The sequence below is a fragment of the Catenulispora yoronensis genome, assembly GCF_039531695.1.
Classification (GTDB): domain Bacteria; phylum Actinomycetota; class Actinomycetes; order Streptomycetales; family Catenulisporaceae; genus Catenulispora; species Catenulispora yoronensis.
Genome location: NZ_BAAAQN010000060.1, coordinates 20,591 through 36,947 on the forward strand (window position 1 = coordinate 20,591; position 16,357 = coordinate 36,947).

Annotated in this window: 12 protein-coding genes; 7 read left to right on the forward strand and 5 right to left on the reverse strand. The window is 70.6% G+C overall.

All coding sequences use genetic code 11. The annotated features are described in order from the left end of the window. Positions 1-58 precede the first annotated feature (58 nt). Positions 59-955: a TIGR03619 family F420-dependent LLM class oxidoreductase gene (locus ABD481_RS36275; RefSeq protein ID WP_344670381.1), complete on the forward strand. Its 897-nt coding sequence runs from the start codon at positions 59-61 to the stop codon at positions 953-955. Positions 956-1,079: 124 nt separating this feature from the next. On the opposite strand, the gene ABD481_RS36280 is transcribed toward ABD481_RS36275, so the two are convergent. After that, a complete protein-coding gene (locus tag ABD481_RS36280; RefSeq protein ID WP_344670382.1) occupies positions 1,080-2,849 on the reverse strand; it encodes an ABC transporter ATP-binding protein in 1,770 nt (589 codons plus the stop codon). A gap of 330 nt (positions 2,850-3,179) precedes the next feature. Between ABD481_RS36280 and ABD481_RS36285 the strand changes: the two genes are divergently transcribed. After that, positions 3,180-4,226, forward strand: a complete 1,047-nt coding sequence (locus ABD481_RS36285; protein WP_344670383.1) for a C40 family peptidase — start codon at positions 3,180-3,182, stop codon at positions 4,224-4,226. Positions 4,227-4,259: 33 nt separating this feature from the next. After that, positions 4,260-5,213, forward strand: a complete 954-nt coding sequence (locus tag ABD481_RS36290; protein ID WP_344670384.1) for a hypothetical protein — start codon at positions 4,260-4,262, stop codon at positions 5,211-5,213. 14 nt (positions 5,214-5,227) lie between these two features. Here the strand turns inward: ABD481_RS36290 and ABD481_RS36295 are convergent, their stop codons facing one another. Next, positions 5,228-5,791, reverse strand: coding sequence for a GNAT family N-acetyltransferase (locus tag ABD481_RS36295; protein WP_344670385.1), 564 nt, complete (start codon positions 5,789-5,791; stop codon positions 5,228-5,230). An 89-nt stretch (positions 5,792-5,880) separates the two neighbouring features. After that, positions 5,881-7,095, reverse strand: a complete 1,215-nt coding sequence (locus ABD481_RS36300; protein ID WP_344670386.1) for a metallopeptidase domain-containing protein — start codon at positions 7,093-7,095, stop codon at positions 5,881-5,883. Positions 7,096-7,246: 151 nt separating this feature from the next. Here ABD481_RS36300 and ABD481_RS36305 point away from each other — a divergent pair, with 151 nt between their 5' ends. After that, on the forward strand, positions 7,247-8,161 hold the full coding sequence (locus ABD481_RS36305; RefSeq protein ID WP_344670387.1) for a LysR family transcriptional regulator: 915 nt from the start codon (positions 7,247-7,249) through the stop codon (positions 8,159-8,161). Between the two features lie 28 nt (positions 8,162-8,189). On the opposite strand, the gene ABD481_RS36310 is transcribed toward ABD481_RS36305, so the two are convergent. Then, positions 8,190-9,728: an N-acyl-D-amino-acid deacylase family protein gene (locus tag ABD481_RS36310; protein WP_344670388.1), complete on the reverse strand. Its 1,539-nt coding sequence runs from the start codon at positions 9,726-9,728 to the stop codon at positions 8,190-8,192. After that, the gene (locus ABD481_RS36315; protein ID WP_344670389.1) at positions 9,725-11,056 is read right to left on the reverse strand and encodes a type III PLP-dependent enzyme domain-containing protein; all 1,332 of its coding nucleotides are present in this window, start codon (positions 11,054-11,056) and stop codon (positions 9,725-9,727) included. The genes ABD481_RS36310 and ABD481_RS36315 overlap by 4 nt, the downstream gene beginning before the upstream one ends. Positions 11,057-11,327: 271 nt before the next feature. Between ABD481_RS36315 and ABD481_RS36320 the strand changes: the two genes are divergently transcribed. From ABD481_RS36320 to ABD481_RS36330, 3 genes are all read left to right on the forward strand, one after another. Further along, complete coding sequence (locus ABD481_RS36320; protein ID WP_344670390.1) at positions 11,328-13,313, forward strand: prolyl oligopeptidase family serine peptidase; 1,986 nt, start codon at positions 11,328-11,330, stop codon at positions 13,311-13,313. Between the two features lies 1 nt (position 13,314). Beyond that, positions 13,315-14,745: a M20/M25/M40 family metallo-hydrolase gene (locus tag ABD481_RS36325; RefSeq protein WP_344670391.1), complete on the forward strand. Its 1,431-nt coding sequence runs from the start codon at positions 13,315-13,317 to the stop codon at positions 14,743-14,745. A gap of 386 nt (positions 14,746-15,131) precedes the next feature. Continuing rightward, positions 15,132-16,214, forward strand: a complete 1,083-nt coding sequence (locus tag ABD481_RS36330; protein ID WP_344670392.1) for a multicopper oxidase family protein — start codon at positions 15,132-15,134, stop codon at positions 16,212-16,214. Positions 16,215-16,357 lie beyond the last annotated feature (143 nt).

Consider the following 16,357-nt stretch of genomic DNA (forward strand, 5'->3'; position numbering starts at 1 on the left):
CCCGTATCGCGTCCCGCTTATCGGACTAATCGCTCTCGAAGCGCGGTTGAGTGTGGCTATGTCAAAGCTGCAACTTGGTATTTCCCTGCAACCGCGCTGGCCCATCGGGGACGGGGCGGCTGTTCTGCGCGCGGCGCGGTGGGCTGAAGATCTTGGGTTCGATCATGTGGCGGTGGGCAATCGGCTTCTGGACAGTGGTGCCGGGTTGGATGCTGATCCGTTTGTGTTGCTCGCTGCTGTGGCTGGGGCTACTACTCGGCTCAGGTTGCTGACCTCGGTGTTGGTTGTGCCCTATGTGCCGGCGGTGGTGTTGGCGAATCAGGCCGCCACGTTGGATGTCGTCTCCGGGGGGCGTTTGATTCTCGGTGTCGGGACTGGGTGGAATCCGGATGAGTTCGCTGCTGTCGGGATTCCCTCGGGGGAGCGTGGTGCCCGCACCGATGACTACCTTGCCGCTGCTCGGGCGCTGTGGACGACCCGGCCCACCGACTTCGAGGGCCGCTACACCCGTCTCCGGGGTGCCAATCTCGGGGTCCCGCCCCTTACTCCCGGTGGGCCGCCGGTCTGGGTCGGTGGCCATAGCGACGCTGCGCTTCGGCGGGCGTTGCGGTTCGGCGACGGGTGGTTCGGTGCCGGTTCCGATGCCTCGGACATCGTCGATGTCCGTCAGCGCTTGCACAAGCTCGCGGAGACGTCAGGTACCGCGGCCGCGCCCGCCAACCTGACCATTGCCTCAGCCGCCTTCCTCACCCCACCCGGCATCCCGGCCGCCGTTGCCTCGCCCGGGCGTCCGCTCGGCGGGGAGTCGGCCACGGCCGAGAGTGTCGCACGCGGCCTCAACGACCTCGCCGAGGCCGGTCTGGAGGTCTGCACGCTCTGGCTCCCCATCGCCGCCGAACACCTGGAGCCGGCCATGGACTGGATCGCCGACCAGGTCGTCCCGCGCTTGGCCTGACCGCCCGACCCGACCGCCCGACCGCCCGACCCCGCCCACGCCCCGAGAGCGCGAAAAAAGGACCGGGGAGGCTCCAAAGCGCCTCCCCGGTCCCGCCCCCATATAGGGCCGACCCCATAGCCACCTACGAAGCCCGCACCCCATGCAACGACGCATAAACCCCGCCCCGAGCCACCAGCTCGTCATGCGTCCCGCTCTCCACGACCCGCCCGCCGTCCATCACGACGATCCGGTCCGCGTTCCGCACCGTCGACAGCCGGTGCGCCACCACGAACGTGGTGCGCCCCGCCACCAGCCGGCCAAGCGCCTCCTGGATCAGCCGCTCGGACTGCGTGTCGAGTGCCGAGGTGGCCTCGTCCAGGATCAGCACCCGCGGATCGCGGACCAGCGCCCGGGCGATCGCCAGCCGTTGCTTCTGGCCGCCGGACAGGCGGGCGCCCTTCTCGCCGACGCGGGTGTCGAGGCCGTCGGGCAGCCGTTCGACGAACTCCAGCGCGTTCGCGTCGCGCAGGGCCGCGCGCAGTTCGTCGTCGCCGACGTCGGTGAGGCCGTACAGCACGTTGTCGCGGATCGTGCCGTCGAACAGGGTCGTCTCCTGCGGCACGATCGACAGGTGCTTGCGGTAGGTGCGCAGGTCCAGCCCGGCCATGTCGCGGCCGTCGAGCAGGATGCGGCCGCCGGTCGGGCGGATGAAGCCGATCACCAGGTTCAGGATCGTCGACTTGCCGGCTCCCGAGGCGCCGACGAACGCCACCGTCTCCCCGGGCCGCACCGTCAGGTCGACGTCGGCCACCGAGGCGCGGTCGGCGTCCGGGTAGGCGAAGGTCACGCCGTCGAAGGTGAACTCGCCGCGCACCCGCTCGACGGTCTCCCGGCCCTCGTTCTCCTCGATGTCCGGTGCCTGCAGCACCTCGCCGACCGACCGCACCGAGGCCAGGCCCTTGGTGATGACCGGCGTCAGGTTCATCAGGGCCCCGACGGCGCCGATCAGCGTCGTGAAGAACGCGCTGAGCATCACCACGTCGCCGGGCGAGGTGCCCAGGGTGCCGGTGTACGCCGCGTACGCCGCGCCGGTCAGGCACGCCACGCCCATGCAGTTCAGCGCGATCCAGGCCATCGCCCCGAAGGTGCCGTTGATCAGGTCCAGCCGCAGTCCGGCGGCCAGCACCCGGCGCAGCGTGCCGTCGACCCGACGGAAGGCGTCGCGCTCCAGGCCGTGGGCCCGGGTGATGGGAATGAGGTGGGTCATCTCCACCACCCGCGTGGACAGCTGCTCCACCTCGGTGCGGAACGTCTCGTTGTCCTGCTTCATCGGCTTGCGCAGCGCCATCGCCAGCAGCACCGTCATCGGCACCATGACGGCGAACACCGGCAGCCACACCGGATCGCGCACCGCGATGATCGTGGTCGCCCCGACCAGCGTCACCACCGCGGCCAGACCGCTGTCCGCGGTCTGCTGCGCGGCCTGCTCGATGGCCTCCACGTCCCGGATCACCTTGGCCTGCAGCACCCCGGCGCTGACCCGCGCGTGGTAGCCGATGGTCAGGTGCTGCAACCGCCAGACCAGGGCCGAGCGCAGCCGCACCCCCATCCGCCGGATCGAGTGGCTGAAGCAGCGGACGTAGAGCAGGTGCCCCGGCAGGTTGAGCATCAGCAGCGCCATCAACAGGCCCGAATCCAGCCAAAGGCCGGATATCGGGCGGTGCTTCACCACGATGTCGATGACGTCGGCGGTGACCAGCGGCAGCAGGAACGTGGGGCTGTGCTTGACGAAATACGCGAGGACGCCCACGGCCAGCCGGCCCCGGTCCTCGCGGAAGAGATAGGCGAGCGTCCGGATCGGATGCTCTCCCCGATAGTGGTGGTCGAGTGGGTGGGCGGATGGCAAAGCCATGGACGCACTCCGCGAGATCTTGCGGGCGGACGAGAAAACGGATCAAGTTTCCCAGACCTGATCGGGACCTGTCACACGGCTTTCAACAGGCATACCCGTACCCGCGAAGTGACTAGCACCGGCCACCGACAAGTGCCGCGCGCCGATATCGGCGCCAATGACGGCAATCCGGACGGCCCCGGTGCGCACTCATGATCAACCACTGGCGACCGCGGGCCGGGAACCCGGCCCCCACCTGCGCCGCCGTCCCACTTTCGCGGACTTTCTTTTCCCCCTCCCCCGTAAGGGCTATGGTGGTCCGGACGTTTCGGTGAAGCGGAGGCAATAAAAATGGTGACGTCGCCCAAGGAAGCGGCCCATCGCGCGCCCAAGAAGTACGTTCCGGTGTCCCGGACGGCGGTGACGGTGACGCTGGCGACGGCGGCTGCCGGTTCGGTGGCGCTGCTGCCGACGGCCAACGCCGATCCGAACGAGAACGTCAACGATGTCAAGGCGCAGGTGGACAAGCTCCACGAGCAGGCCGAGCAGGCCAGCGAGGCGTACAACGACGCCAGCGCCCGCCTCAACGACCTGCAGCACAAGGTCGATCAGCTCCAGGCCCGGATCACGGCCGAGCAGAACTCGCTCAACGGGGCCCGCAGCTCCCTCGGCGGCCTGGCCGCCGCGCAGTACGAGGGCGGCGGCGTGGACACCACGCTCCAGCTGATGCTGATGCAGTCCCCTGACAGCTACCTGCAGCAGGCCACCATGCTGTCGCGGATCACCGACGACAAGATGGCGACCATGCGCAACGCCGCGGAGTTGCAGCGGCAGCTGAACCAGGACAAGACCACCGCCTCCGACGGCCTGGCCGAACTGGCCAAGACCCGGAACCTGATGGCGCAGCAGAAGGCTGACATCGACGCCAAGGAGAAGGCGGCCAAGGACCTGCTCGGCCGGCTCACCGCCGCCCAGCGCCTGCAGTACAACCGCATGGTGGCCACCACCTCGGTGCCGGCCGCCACGGTCAAGAACCTCCCGGTGCCGACCGACGCCCGCGCCGCGATAGCGGTCGCGTTCGCCAAGGCCCAGCTCGGCAAGCCCTACGTCTGGGGCGCCTCGGGCCCGAACGCCTACGACTGCTCCGGCCTGACCATGGCCGCCTGGGCCAAGGCCGGCGTGAAGATGGAGCACGGCTCCCGCGCCCAGTACGCCGACTTCCCGAAGGTCAGCCGCTCCCAGCTCCAGCCCGGCGACCTCGTCCTGTACTACAGCGACATGCACCACGTCGGCATCTACGTCGGGAACAACACGATCATCCACGCCGCGAACCCCAGCAGCCCGATCGAGTACGCCTCGGTCGACCTGATGCCGATCGCCGGGTACGTCCGCCCGTAGCCCGCTCCTCTCCGGGGACGGGCACGGACGCCGATGGCGACCGAGGACACCGCCCCCGGAACCGGGGACGCCGCCCCGCGGCACCGGACCAGCACGACACCGCCGGTCGCGATCCACCCCTTCCGGGGCGCGGCCGGCGTTTCCTTCGGCGCCGGACGCGCCGACGTTCGCCAACGCCTGGGCGCACCGGCCGCGTCCTACCGCGCCCCCGCCTGGCAGGACCAGCTCTCCGACCACTACCCCGGCCTCGGCCTGGTCATCGGCTACGGCGACGCCGGCACCGTCGACCGGATCGAACTGTCCGCGCCGGCCCGCGCCGAGATCGACGGCGTCGCCCTGCTCGACGCGAGCTCCCGCGCCGTGCTCACAGCACTCGCCGGCGTCGGGCTCGAAGTACGCGCGATCCAAGGGCAATGGGAAGTGCCGTCCTGGGGCGTGGCCCTGTCCGTACAAGGCGATCGCGCCGGCGACCGGCCGTTCAGAACGGTGGCGGCCTTCGCCCACGGCCCGGCCCCGGAACCGGCCTATTTCGGAACGCTCACCGACGAATCGCAGACCTCTTCAACCGGATACCCGACGCCCGTCGAAGTGGATCCCCGCGGCGCCGGACCCGTCCGCCTCGGCCTGCCGCGCCCCCGAATCAGGGCCCTGCTCGGCGAAGGACTGGCCTCCGCCCTCCCCGGCCGCGACACCGTCGACTTCCACTACGACGCCAACATCGCCGTCACCTACGACGCCGCCGAGGCCGCCCGCCGCATCTGCGTCATGACCGCCGACGCCACCATCGCGAACCTCCCCAGCACCATCAGAGTCGGCGCCGGCTACCGCGACTGCGTCACGGCCCTGCGCGAAGCCGACCTGCCGCACGAGGAACACGAAGCCGAGATCCTGCTCACCGACCTCGGAATCCGACTACTGACCTCGCGCGCCGGCGACCGGACACTGCCGATAACCGGCATCGCCGTCCAACGCGCCCCCGCCCTGTGACACAGAACCCTGCGTCAGACCGCTTCGCCCTTGCGCAGGTCGATCCACTCGTCCCGCAGAACGGACCACACCTGCACATCCTGGCGCTCGCCGTTCACCACGTACGCCGACCGCAGCACCCCCTCGACGGTCATCCCCATCCGCTTGGCGACCGCCCAGCTCCGCTCGTTCGCCGGGCTGCAGTGCCACTCCGCCCGGGTCAGACCCCGCGCGATCAGCGCATAGTCCAGCAAGTGCCGCACCGCCGCGCTCACCAGGCCGCGCCCCTGCCCGGCCGGCTCGGTCCACACCCCGATCTCGCAGACCCCGCTCTCCGCGTCGAAGGCCGGGAACATGCACCCGCCGACCAGCGTCCGCCGGTCCCAGATGCCGAACAGCCGCCCGGAGTCCACCGCCTGCTTGTCCGCGTACCGCTGCAACATCGTGTGCGCGGACACCAGGTCCGGGGCCGCCGCCGCGAACCGGATCCACGGGTCCACCAGCTCCCGCGCCCGCTCGATGTGCGCGAAGAACTCGCCCACCTGCCAGGGCTCCAGCGGACGCAGTTCGGCGTCGGCGGTCAGCGATATGGCGAACACGGCGCTCCTCCTGGTGGCTGAAGTCCTTGACCATAAGGACTGTAGACCTCCGGCTCCCCTTACGTCCGCGTCATGACCGCACCTGGCGATCAAGATTTGGTGACGGTCACCACATCACCGGTCTGTGACGACGCGTTCACCGCGATCGTCACGCCGGTCGCCGGGTCGTGGAACGCCTGCCCCGGCTTGTAGGCGCCCCAGTCCACCGGCTGGTCGCAGGCCCTGGTGGTGGGCGTGCCGGGGGAGGAGTTCTGGACCCGGATCGGGCCGTCACCGGTGGCGGTCGCGGAGTCCACTTTGTAGACCACCACGCCGCTCTTGCAGATCGCCTTGTCCACGCCGTACGGCTTGCGCGACTCCGCGACGATCGCCGACGTCGGGCCGGTGCGCACCACCGCGATCTTCGTCCCGCCGAGGGACTCCACCTCGCTGAGCCGCACCGAGAACCGGCCCGGCGCGTTCAGGCACGCCACCTGCCGGTCGGCCAGCCACCCCACCTTCCAGTCCTCCCACCCGAAGTGGTGCGGCGCGTCGCCGATGATGTTCCCCATCAGGTCGAAGCCGCCCACGTAGTTGTGCACGCTGGGGTCGGAGAACGAGTACAGGTCCGGCAGCCCGAAGGTGTGCCCGGTCTCGTGCAGCGCCACCTTCGGGCCCCAGTGGTACATGTCCTGGCCGAAGGTGACGCCCCACTTCACCTCCTTGCCGTGCACCACCAGGTTCGGCTTCGCCGGATCGTAGAGGTAGGCCGGGGAGAAAGTGATCGCGTAGGCGTTCTTCGTCGGGACGATGTACACCATGTCGTACTGCGACAGGTCGGCGTACCGCGCCGCCAGCTCCCCGGCCTGCCGCACGTACAGCGCCTGCTGCGGCCAGCTGATCCCGCGCTCGAACCGGTAGGACGCCGACCGCTGCGGCATCCGCAGCCAGTGCGGCACCGGCGTGATCTTCAGCTGCACGGCCCCGGCCGAGAACTGCGTCATCAGGTCCTGGGCCGGCGCCAGGAAGTCGTAGTAGCCGTCGGTCGGCTCCTTGGCCGGCGCGTCCGGGAAGTCCACGAACAATATCGCCGCCGTCGTCACGCCCTGCGGGCGCTGGAACTGTGCGTAGTCGGTGGTGTGCCCCTCGTCGGTCCAGCCCGACACGTTCGGCAGCTCGCACTCCGCGCTCGGGTCGCGGCGGTCCGCCGCCGCCGGACCGCCGCCCAGCAGCGGCACGGCCGCGGCCGCCAGCGCCGCGGCGATCGCGAGCCCGGCCAGCCGGACGAACCGGCCGGAAAGGGACGGCCGTGGGATGGTGCGCATATCGAAAAAGGCCCTTCGGTGGGGGGAACGGAACCATGAGAAAACGCCATAGCGTGCGGTGGCCAGACGCCACGCCGTCACCGGGTAACAAATCGCCCGGTCGAGTCCACGTCCCACTTGAGAACGTGGCCGTAAGGGGTAACCTGCCCGCATGCTCAACACGCACCGCCTCCGCATCCTGGCCGAGATCCATCGGACGGGCAGCATCGCGGGTGCGGCGCGCGAGCTGAAGCTGTCGCCCTCGGCGGTGTCGCACCAGCTGTCCCAGCTGGAGAAGGAAGCCGGCGTGGGCCTCGTCGAGCGCGGCGCCCAGAGCCTGCGGCTCACCGCCGCCGGACGCCGCCTGTCGTTGCGCGGTCAGGAGATCCTGGCGTTGCTGGACGCCGCCGAGAAGGACCTGCTGGCCCACTCCCGCGCCGACTCCGGCCACCTGTGCATCGGGTTCTTCGCCTCCGCCGGCCACCGGCTGGTCCCGCAGGCCCTGTCGCGGTTCGCGCACCGTTACCCGTCGGTCCAGCTGGAACTGGTCGAGGGCCAGCCCCACGAGCTGGCGCCGGCCGTCCAGCAGGGCGAGATCGACGTCCTGGTGGTCTTCGAGCACGCGCTGGACCCGTGGACGCCCCCGGAGGGCGTGGAGGTCCGCGAGCTGTTCCACGACCCGCAGCTGCTCGTCGTGCCGACCGGGCACCCGGCCGGGCGGCGCGGGCAGGTCCGGCTCGACGAGCTGGCTGGGGAGCAGTGGATCACGTCGTACGGGACCGGGTCGCCGGTGCTGTCGGTCCTGGAACGCGCCTGCGCGCTCGAAGGATTCGTGCCGAACGTCCGCTGCCGTAGCGACCACTACGAGGTCATCATCGGGCTGGTCCGCGCCGGCCTCGGCATAGCCCTGATACCGAGCCTCGGAATCAACGACACCAGCGGGGTGGAGACGACGCGGATCTCCGGCCCGCGCCTGTATCGCAAGATCGGGGTCGCGTCGCGGCCCGCGAACCCGAACCCGGTGCTGCCGTCGTTCCTGGCGTATCTGGCCTCGACGGCGGCGAACCTGCGGGCGTCACACTACTGAGTCGATCACTGAACCACTGGCGCGGGTCCTACTGGCTCAGCACGCGCCCCGGCCGCGCTGCGAGCACCTCCTCGTCACGCACCACCACTGTTCCGCCGACGACCACCAGCCGCACGCCCTCCGGCCCGGCCAGCGGATCGGCGAACGTTGCCCGGTCCGCCACCCGCTCCGGATCGAAGACCACGACATCGGCATATGCTCCGTCGCGCAGCACGCCGCGGCCGGTCAGCCCGAACCGCGCCGCCGTGGCCCCCGTCATCTTCCGCACCGCTTCCGGCAGCCCGAACAACCCCGCCTCGCGCGCATAATGCCCCAGCACCCGGCTGAACGTTCCCGCCCAGCGCGGATGCGGCAGACCAGGCTTCGGAACACCGTCCGATCCGATCATCGAATACGGCGCGGACAACACCCGCCGCACGTCGTCCTCCCGCATGGAGTGGCTGATGATCGACACGTCGCCGTCCTCGGCCACCAGCAGTTCCGCGACCAGATCGAGCGGGTCCGTCCCGAACCCGGCCGCGATCTCGGCGACGGTCCGGCCCTGGTGCTGTGGATGCCGGCGCGCGGACGCCACTGAGATCCGGTCCCAGCCGCCGTTTCCCACAGTGTTTTCCCAGCCTGGCACACCGTCCAGGATCGCCGTCCGCATCAGCTCTCTTTGCGCGGGGTCCCTCAGACGCTCCAGAAGGCGTGCTGGCCCACCGTCATGCGCCCACGGCGGCAGCATCGCGGCGAGCCCTGTGCTGCCAGCCGTATAGGGATAGACGTCGCAGGTGATGTCCATCCCGGAGGCGCGCAGTTCCTCAAACGTCACCAGGGTCGTCTCGGTACGTCCCCAGGCGTACTTACCGGCGGTCTTATGGTGCGACACGTGTAGTGCCGCACCGCTGTCACGGGCAATAGCGACCGCCTCTGTCAAAGCACCTTCCACACCTGACATCTCATCGCGCAGATGCGTCACATATGGCTTCCCATGCTGTGCGGCGACGCGCGCTAATGCAGTGACCTCCGCAGTGCTCGCATATGCGCCAGGCGTATAGATCAGACCCGTGGACAATCCCACAGCTCCGGCCGCGAGCGCTTCGTCGAGAGCCGCGGCCATCTGGGCGAGCTCTACCTCGGTGGCGGCGCGGGCATAATGCCCCACCACCGCGGCGCGCAGCGAACCATGGCCTACCAAGGACACAAGATGGTTGGCCCGCCCGACGGCAGCATGTGCTCGTCCCAGCGCCGCGAGCCCGGAGAAGTCGCCCGGGAAAGCGCTGCTCCCGCAGTTCCCGGCGATCTCGACGGTCACTCCCTGCCGCACCGCCGCGAACGCCTGCTCAGCCTCCAGCTCCCCGGCCGCAGCGGCCAGCGCGGTCGTGTCTGAATGCGTGTGTGCGTCAATGAATCCCGGCGCGACCACCAGCCCCGAGACGTCGACCACCTCGTCCGCCGTGACCGCCGCGTCCCGGTCGACCAGGGCGATCCGGCGTCCGACCACCGCCACATCGCGCGCGGCCAGCGGTGCCCCGGTCCCGTCGGCGACCAGGCCGCCGCGCAACAGGAGCGAGAAGCCCGTCACAGCGTCCCGCTCCGAGCGACCAACTCGTCGAGGGTCTCGGCCCGGCGGAACACGCGGAACGACACCACCTCGGTGTCGGAGCCGTCGGCGCCGTCGGAGCCATCGGCGATCTCGAACCCGAACACCGGCGGCATCGGCAGGCTGTTGTACTGGAACGGCGAGGAGAAGTAGTACGCCCCGGTGTCCGGCACCACCACCACGTCCTCCGTCCCCAGCTTCGGCAGCTTCCGCTCCCGCGCCAGCAGGTCCCCGGCGAAGCAGCACGGCCCGGCCACGTCCTGCACCTCCAACTCCGCGCCGCTCGGCAGTCCGTGCCGGTCGTACGCCAGCACCCGCAGCGGCCACGCGTCCGGGGCGAACACCGTCCGGGCAGCCACTTGCGCCCCGGCATGCGTCAGCGCGATCGCTCGGCCGCCGGTGTACTTGGTGTACTCCACGCGGGAGGCGATGAAACCGTTCTTCGCCAAGATCGAACGCCCGTACTCGGTCACCACGCGGAACGCCCCGGAGAACAGCTCCGGAGCCGCGCGGCGCAGCACCGCCACATGATCGGCGAACGTCGGCGTGTCCTCGTCGCCGGTGAAGTCCACCGGCAGCCCGCCGCCGATGTCGACGCCCTCGACCTGCCCCGGCCGCAGCGCGTTCACCTGCTGCGCGAAGGCCACCGCCTCGGCGACGCCGTCCGCGTTCAGCTCCAGCGGGATGCCCTGTGAGCCGACGTGCACATGGACCCACCGCAGCCACGGCCGCGCGGCGTAGGCCCGCAGCAGCCGGTCGCGGTTCCCCGGGTCGGCCAGCGCGATCCCGAACTTCGTGGTCCGGCCGGCCGTCGACATCGCCTCGATCGACCCGATCCCGACCTGCGGGTTGATCCGCACCCCGAGCCGCCGCGCCGGCAGCCCGTCGGCGATCAGCCGGTCGACCCGCTCCAGCTCCTCGAAGTTGTCGATGTTCAGCGCGATGCCGCTGGTCAGCGCGTCCACCAGCTCCCGCCGCGACTTCGCCGGCGAGTCCAGCACCGTGCGCCCGGCCGGGAAGCCGGCGGCCCGGGCCTGCGCCAGCTCCCCGGGGCTGCTCACCTCGCAGCCCAGGCCGTGCTCCAGGAGCAGCGCCAGGACCGGCACCAGCGGGTTCGCCTTGGCGGCGAAGGAATGCAGCACGTCGAGCTCCGCGGGCCACGCGGCCCGCAGCTCCCGCGCGGTCTCGGCGATCCCGGTGACGTCGACGAACGCCGCCACCGGAGTCTCGTCCGGATCAAGAAGTCCCTGGCTCACCGCGGCGTGGACGGCACGGTCTCGGCGCACTCTGCGGGCATGATGATCGGGCATGGCGGGTTCCTCGCTCGGTCTCGGTCGGACTCCCGGTCGACGCACGTCGACGCACCTTCCGACGACCTAGCCTCCAAGCGCTTGAGGGCGACCGGAGCGAAGCCTCGAAAACCTCGCCGCTGACACTCGACATCATGCGGCGGGGGTTGCCGATCGACGGGCAGCGGCCACGATGACGGCTCAAGCCGTCGTGCCGCCCCGGACCCGCCCGACCCGCCCGACCCGCCCGATCCGCCCGATCCGACCGACCCGACCCAGCCGAGGAGACCCCGTGACAAAGGTCGAACACTCGTACGGCGCCTGGCCGTCGCCCATCACGCCGGAGGCCGCCGCGGCCGTGCCCGGGGCGCCGCAGTGGCCGACGGTGGTGGGCCCGGAGACGTGGTGGTGCGCGCCCGACCCGGCGACGGCGACCGTCGGACTGACGCGGCGGGGCGCCGACGGCCAGACACGTCCGGTGCTGGGTCCGGAGTGGCCGGTCGGGAACAAGGCCATCGGCTACGGCGGGCGGCCGTATCTGGCCACACCGGACGTCGTGGTGTTCTCCTGCTCGCGGGACCAGCGGCTCTACGCGATCGGCGGCGGCGACGGCCCGCTGAGCGCCGCGGACCTGCCCGGCGGCGAGCCGAAGGCGCTCACCCCGGCGGACGCCGAAGGCACCGTCACCAACTACTCCGACCCGATCCTCGACCCCACCGGCACCGAGGTCTGGGTGATCCGGGAGGCCACCCGCCTGGACGCGGCCGGCGCCCTGACCGACCCGGCGCCCCGCACGACGCGGGACATCGTTGCGGTCCCGCTGAGCGGCGCCGCGGCCCAGGACCCCGGCGCGCTGCGCGTCGTCGCCCGGTCGCACCAGTTCCTGTCCACGATCCGGCTGAGCCCGGACGGCACCCGCCTGTCCTGGCTCGGATGGGACCACCCGGTGATGCCGTGGGAGACCACCGACCTGATGGTCGCCACGATCGTCGACGGCGTCGCCACCGCCGCGGGGCGCGTCCTCGGCGGCGACGACGTTGCCGTCTGCCAGGCAGAGTGGGCCGACGACCACAACCTCTACGCCCTGGCCGACCCCGACGGCTGGTGGAACCTTTTCCGCGTCGACCTCGCCGCCGACAAGCCGACCGCGACCTGCGTCCTGCCGACGGAGACCGAGTGCGGACACGCGATCTGGCGGGTCGGATCGACGTCGTTCGCCGTCACCGAACAGGGGGTCGTGCTGCGGCGCAGCCTCGGCGAGGAAGCGCTGATCCTGTGGGACCCGGAGACCGGGACGGTCAGCGACCTCGCGCTGGAATGGAACGAGTTCGCGACCTCCGTCGCCGGCTCCGCCGACGGCCGCACCGTCGCCGTGGTGGCCAGCAGCCCGACGGAATCGTCCACCCCGCTGCGGATCGACCTCGGGCACCGCGCCGCCGTCCGGTGCGTCGAACGGCCGGAGTACGAGCACGAGGCCTGGGTCTCGGTGCCCCAGCGCCGGCACGCGGAGGTCGAGGGTGGATGGCAGGTCCCTTATATCTACTACCCGCCGACCAACCCCGAGTATCAGGGGCCTGCTGGCGAACTGCCGCCGCTGCTGATCGACGTCCACGGCGGCCCCACGAGCAGCACGGTCACATCGCGCTCCCTGGGATTCGCGCTGTTCACCTCGCGCGGCTACGCCGTCGCGTCGGTCGACTACGGCGGTTCCACCGGCTACGGACGCGCCTACCGCGACCGGCTCCGGCACACCTGGGGCGTGACCGAGGTGGACGACTCCGTGGCGGTGGCGCGCGCCCTGGCGGCGGCGGGGCTGGCAGATCCGGCGCGCACCGCGATCCGCGGTGGCTCGGCCGGCGGCTGGGCGACGTTGGCGGCGCTCGCGCACAGCGACTACTTCGCGTGCGGGACGGTGTACTACCCGATCAGCGACCCGGCGACGTGGTACGACGAGCAGACGCACGACTTCGAGAGCCGGTACATCCACTACCTGGTCGGCGACCCGGTGAAGGACGCCGAACGGTTCGCCCGGGTGTCGCCGCTCGCCCACGCCGAGAAGATCACCGCGCCGTTCCTCATGTTGCAGGGGCTGGACGACGTGATCTGTAGGCCGGACCAGGCCCGGCGGATGGTGGAGGCGGTCGAGGCGGTGCGGCCCGGGCTGTGCCGGGGGCATCTGGAGTTCCCGGGGGAGGGACACGGGTTCCGGAAGGACGAAACGATGGCGGTCTGCCTGCAAGCTGAGCTTGACCTCTACGCCAGCGTCTTCGGAGCCTGATATGAGTGATTTTGCTAAGAATGCTGATGGTGCTCGTGCTGTGCCGACCGGTGCGGCTGCGGCTGCGGCTGCTGCCGGGGCCGGGGCCGGGGCTGAGGCCGCGCCTGGCGTCGCCGCGGCGCGTTCCTTGCGGCCGAGCGCGGCGGACGCGGAGAAGCTGGCCGCGGACGCCGTCGCCGCGTGTTCCCGGTTGATCCAGTTCGACACCAGCAACTTCGGGGCCGGCGAGAGCCGCGGCGAGCGGCAGTGCGCCGAGTGGGTGGCCGAGCAGATCTCCGACGCGGGGTTCGATCCGCTGGTCCTGGAGTCGGCGCCGACCCGGGCCAACACCGTCGTCCGGATCCCCGGCACCGATCCGACCGCGCCGGCGCTGCTGGTGCACGGGCATCTGGACGTCGTCCCCGCCGAGCCGGCCGACTGGAAGTCCTACCCGTTCTCGGGAGAGGTCCGCGACGGCGCGGTCTGGGGCCGTGGCGCGCTGGACATGAAGGACATGGACTCGATGATGCTCGCGTTCGTGAAGCATCTGGCCCGGACCGGTCAGCGTCCGCCGCGCGATCTGGTGCTGGCGTTCACAGCCGACGAGGAGGACACCGGGGACTTCGGCGCCGGATTCCTGGTGCGTGAGCATCCTGATTTGTTCGAGGGCGTGACGGCCGGGATCAGCGAGTCCGGCGGGCATTCGGTGCACCTGACCGACGGCAGTCGCCTTTATCCGATCGCGGCGGGGGAGCGCGGCAGCGCGTGGATGACGGTCACCGTCCGTGGGACGGCCGGTCACGGCTCACGGCGCAATGACGACAATGCCATTGCCAAGGCCGCCGCGATGATTACACGCTTTGCGGAGTACCAGTGGCCGGTGCGTGTCGTGCCGATCGTGAAGGCGCTGCTCGACGGGCTGTCCGAGCACTTGGGCCGGGAGATCAGCCCCGAGGACTTGAGCGGCCTCGGAGACGCCGCGCCGTTGCTGGCTGACACGCTTCGCTGCTCGGTCAATCCGACAATGCTGCGGGCCGGGTATAAGCACAATGTGATTCCGAGCGAAGCGAACGTCGCTTTGGACGGCCGGTTGTTGCCCGGTACCGAAGCCGAGTTCTTCGCGACGGTCGACGAGCTGCTCGGACCGGACGCGACACGAAGCGGGGATCAGAGCTTTCCGGTGAGCGCGGATTTCACCGCTCCGGACTTCGTCGCCATGGCGGCGGCGATCAAGGCTCACGATCCGGCGGCGTTGGTGCTGCCGTACTGCATGACGGGTGGCACGGACGCCAAGGCCTTTGCGAAGCTGGGCATTCCGGGCTTCGGGTTCGTGCCGGGGCGCACGCCGGTCGGGTTCGATGCCTGGGAGTACGTGCACGGGGTCGACGAGCACGTGCTGGTCGACAGTCTGGCGTTCGGGGTGAGCGTGTTGACGACGTATTTGATGTCCTGACGTCTTGCACCACCCCGGGGTCGGTCCTCATCCGGACCGGCCCCGCGGTGGTGCGACAGTGCGGCACCACCCCACCCGCCACCCCACGCCACCACACCCGTCCCCGCGCCGACCCCAGCGCGGACCCTCGCAGCACCTTGCGTCACCCCTCCCGCCCCCAGCGGCGAGCCTCCGAGCCCCGGCGCCACTGGCGCGCCTGACGGTGTCGTCCTAGATTCGACCTCGGATGGTTAGATCGCCACAGCGGTTGAGCCCTTCCCAACGGAACAGCGTCACACGGCTCTGCCACCTCCCGTCCCTGTTTCGCAGGAAAGGAAAGCTCCGTGACTGCTGCTACTCCGCTGCGCCCTCGTGCGCGCCGAAGCCGTGGCCGCGGTGAGCTGCTCGTGGGTCAGTTCGGTGCGCGGGCCGTGTTGGTGGTCACCGTGTTGGCGATCGTGTCGGCGGCTTGCGGCGCTGTCGCCCTGGCCTCCTCGGCCGTGGCCCCGGGCGGGTCGGTCGCGGTGGATTCCGGGGTGGGGCTGGTGTCGGGGCAGGTGTTCCGCGATCCGCCCGACGCCGAGGTGGAGGACGGGATCGACCGGGCGTTGACCATCACCCTGGACACCGCTGACATGCGCTACGAGCTCGGGCCCGGGAAGTGGGCTTGGGGCCAGGCGTATGACGGTTCTTATACGGTGCCGACCCTGCGGGTGCTGCCGGGGGCGCAGGTGACCGTGCGCTTGGTGAACAACCTCGCGGTGGCCACGAAGGTGCGCTTCCACGGGCTGCGGCTGGCTTCGGCCCCGTCCGACAGCACGCCGATGTGCGTCGCGGCGGGCACGACGATGACGTACCAGATGGCGATTCCGGATGATCATCCGCTGGGCACGTACTGGTACCACACGCATGTGCTGACCACGCCCTGTCCGGCGGCCTCGGGCCAGGACCAGAGCGGCGCGGAGGGCGACAACAAGGTCTACGCCGGACTCTCCGGAGCGCTGATTGTGGGCGATGACCGGACCCTGCTGCCCCCGGCGTACCGCGGGATCGCGGCGCACACGTTCGTGTTGCAGGACCCGGCGGCCGCCACCAGCGGGGCGCCGGCGCCGGAGGACTGCCTGGTCAACGGCGAACTGCGACCGGTGCTGGCGATGCGGCCGAACGAGACGCAGCTGTGGCGGCTGGTCAACGCCACCATGGGTGTCTCCTACCAGCTGCGGCTGGACAACTCCAGCTTCACCGTGGTGGGCGAGGACGGCGCGCCGGTGAAGACCGTCACGACCGCCGACACGCTGCTGCTGCGTCCGGGCAAGCGCTACGACGTGCTGGTGACGGCGGGCGGCTGGCCGGGCGACGCCTGGCTGCGGACCACGGCGCTGGGCAAGGGAGCCGATCCGGACGACGATCAGTACTCGAATACGCTGCTGGTGCGGCTGGCCGTGTTCGGGATGTCGGTCAGACGCCTGCCGCCGCTGGGAAGCCAGTGACTGCTCCGGACCGGACCGCTCCAGACCAGACCGCTGCGGACTGCTCCGGCCTGCTCCGGGCCGGACCGCTCCAGACCGAACTGCTCCGGACCAGGCCGGACTGCGCCGAACTGCTCCGGCCCGCTCGGCTCCAGACCGAACCG

What these genes read in the sequence shown, in the direction of transcription:
- ABD481_RS36275 (WP_344670381.1), top strand. Translation starts at nt 59, where the DNA reads ATGTCAAAGCTGCAACTTGGTATTTCCCTGCAACCGCGCTGGCCCATC.
- ABD481_RS36280 (WP_344670382.1), bottom strand. Translation starts at nt 2,849, where the DNA reads ATGGCTTTGCCATCCGCCCACCCACTCGACCACCACTATCGGGGAGAG.
- ABD481_RS36285 (WP_344670383.1), top strand. Translation starts at nt 3,180, where the DNA reads ATGGTGACGTCGCCCAAGGAAGCGGCCCATCGCGCGCCCAAGAAGTAC.
- ABD481_RS36290 (WP_344670384.1), top strand. Translation starts at nt 4,260, where the DNA reads ATGGCGACCGAGGACACCGCCCCCGGAACCGGGGACGCCGCCCCGCGG.
- ABD481_RS36300 (WP_344670386.1), bottom strand. Translation starts at nt 7,095, where the DNA reads ATGCGCACCATCCCACGGCCGTCCCTTTCCGGCCGGTTCGTCCGGCTG.
- ABD481_RS36305 (WP_344670387.1), top strand. Translation starts at nt 7,247, where the DNA reads ATGCTCAACACGCACCGCCTCCGCATCCTGGCCGAGATCCATCGGACG.
- ABD481_RS36315 (WP_344670389.1), bottom strand. Translation starts at nt 11,056, where the DNA reads ATGCCCGATCATCATGCCCGCAGAGTGCGCCGAGACCGTGCCGTCCAC.
- ABD481_RS36325 (WP_344670391.1), top strand. Translation starts at nt 13,315, where the DNA reads ATGAGTGATTTTGCTAAGAATGCTGATGGTGCTCGTGCTGTGCCGACC.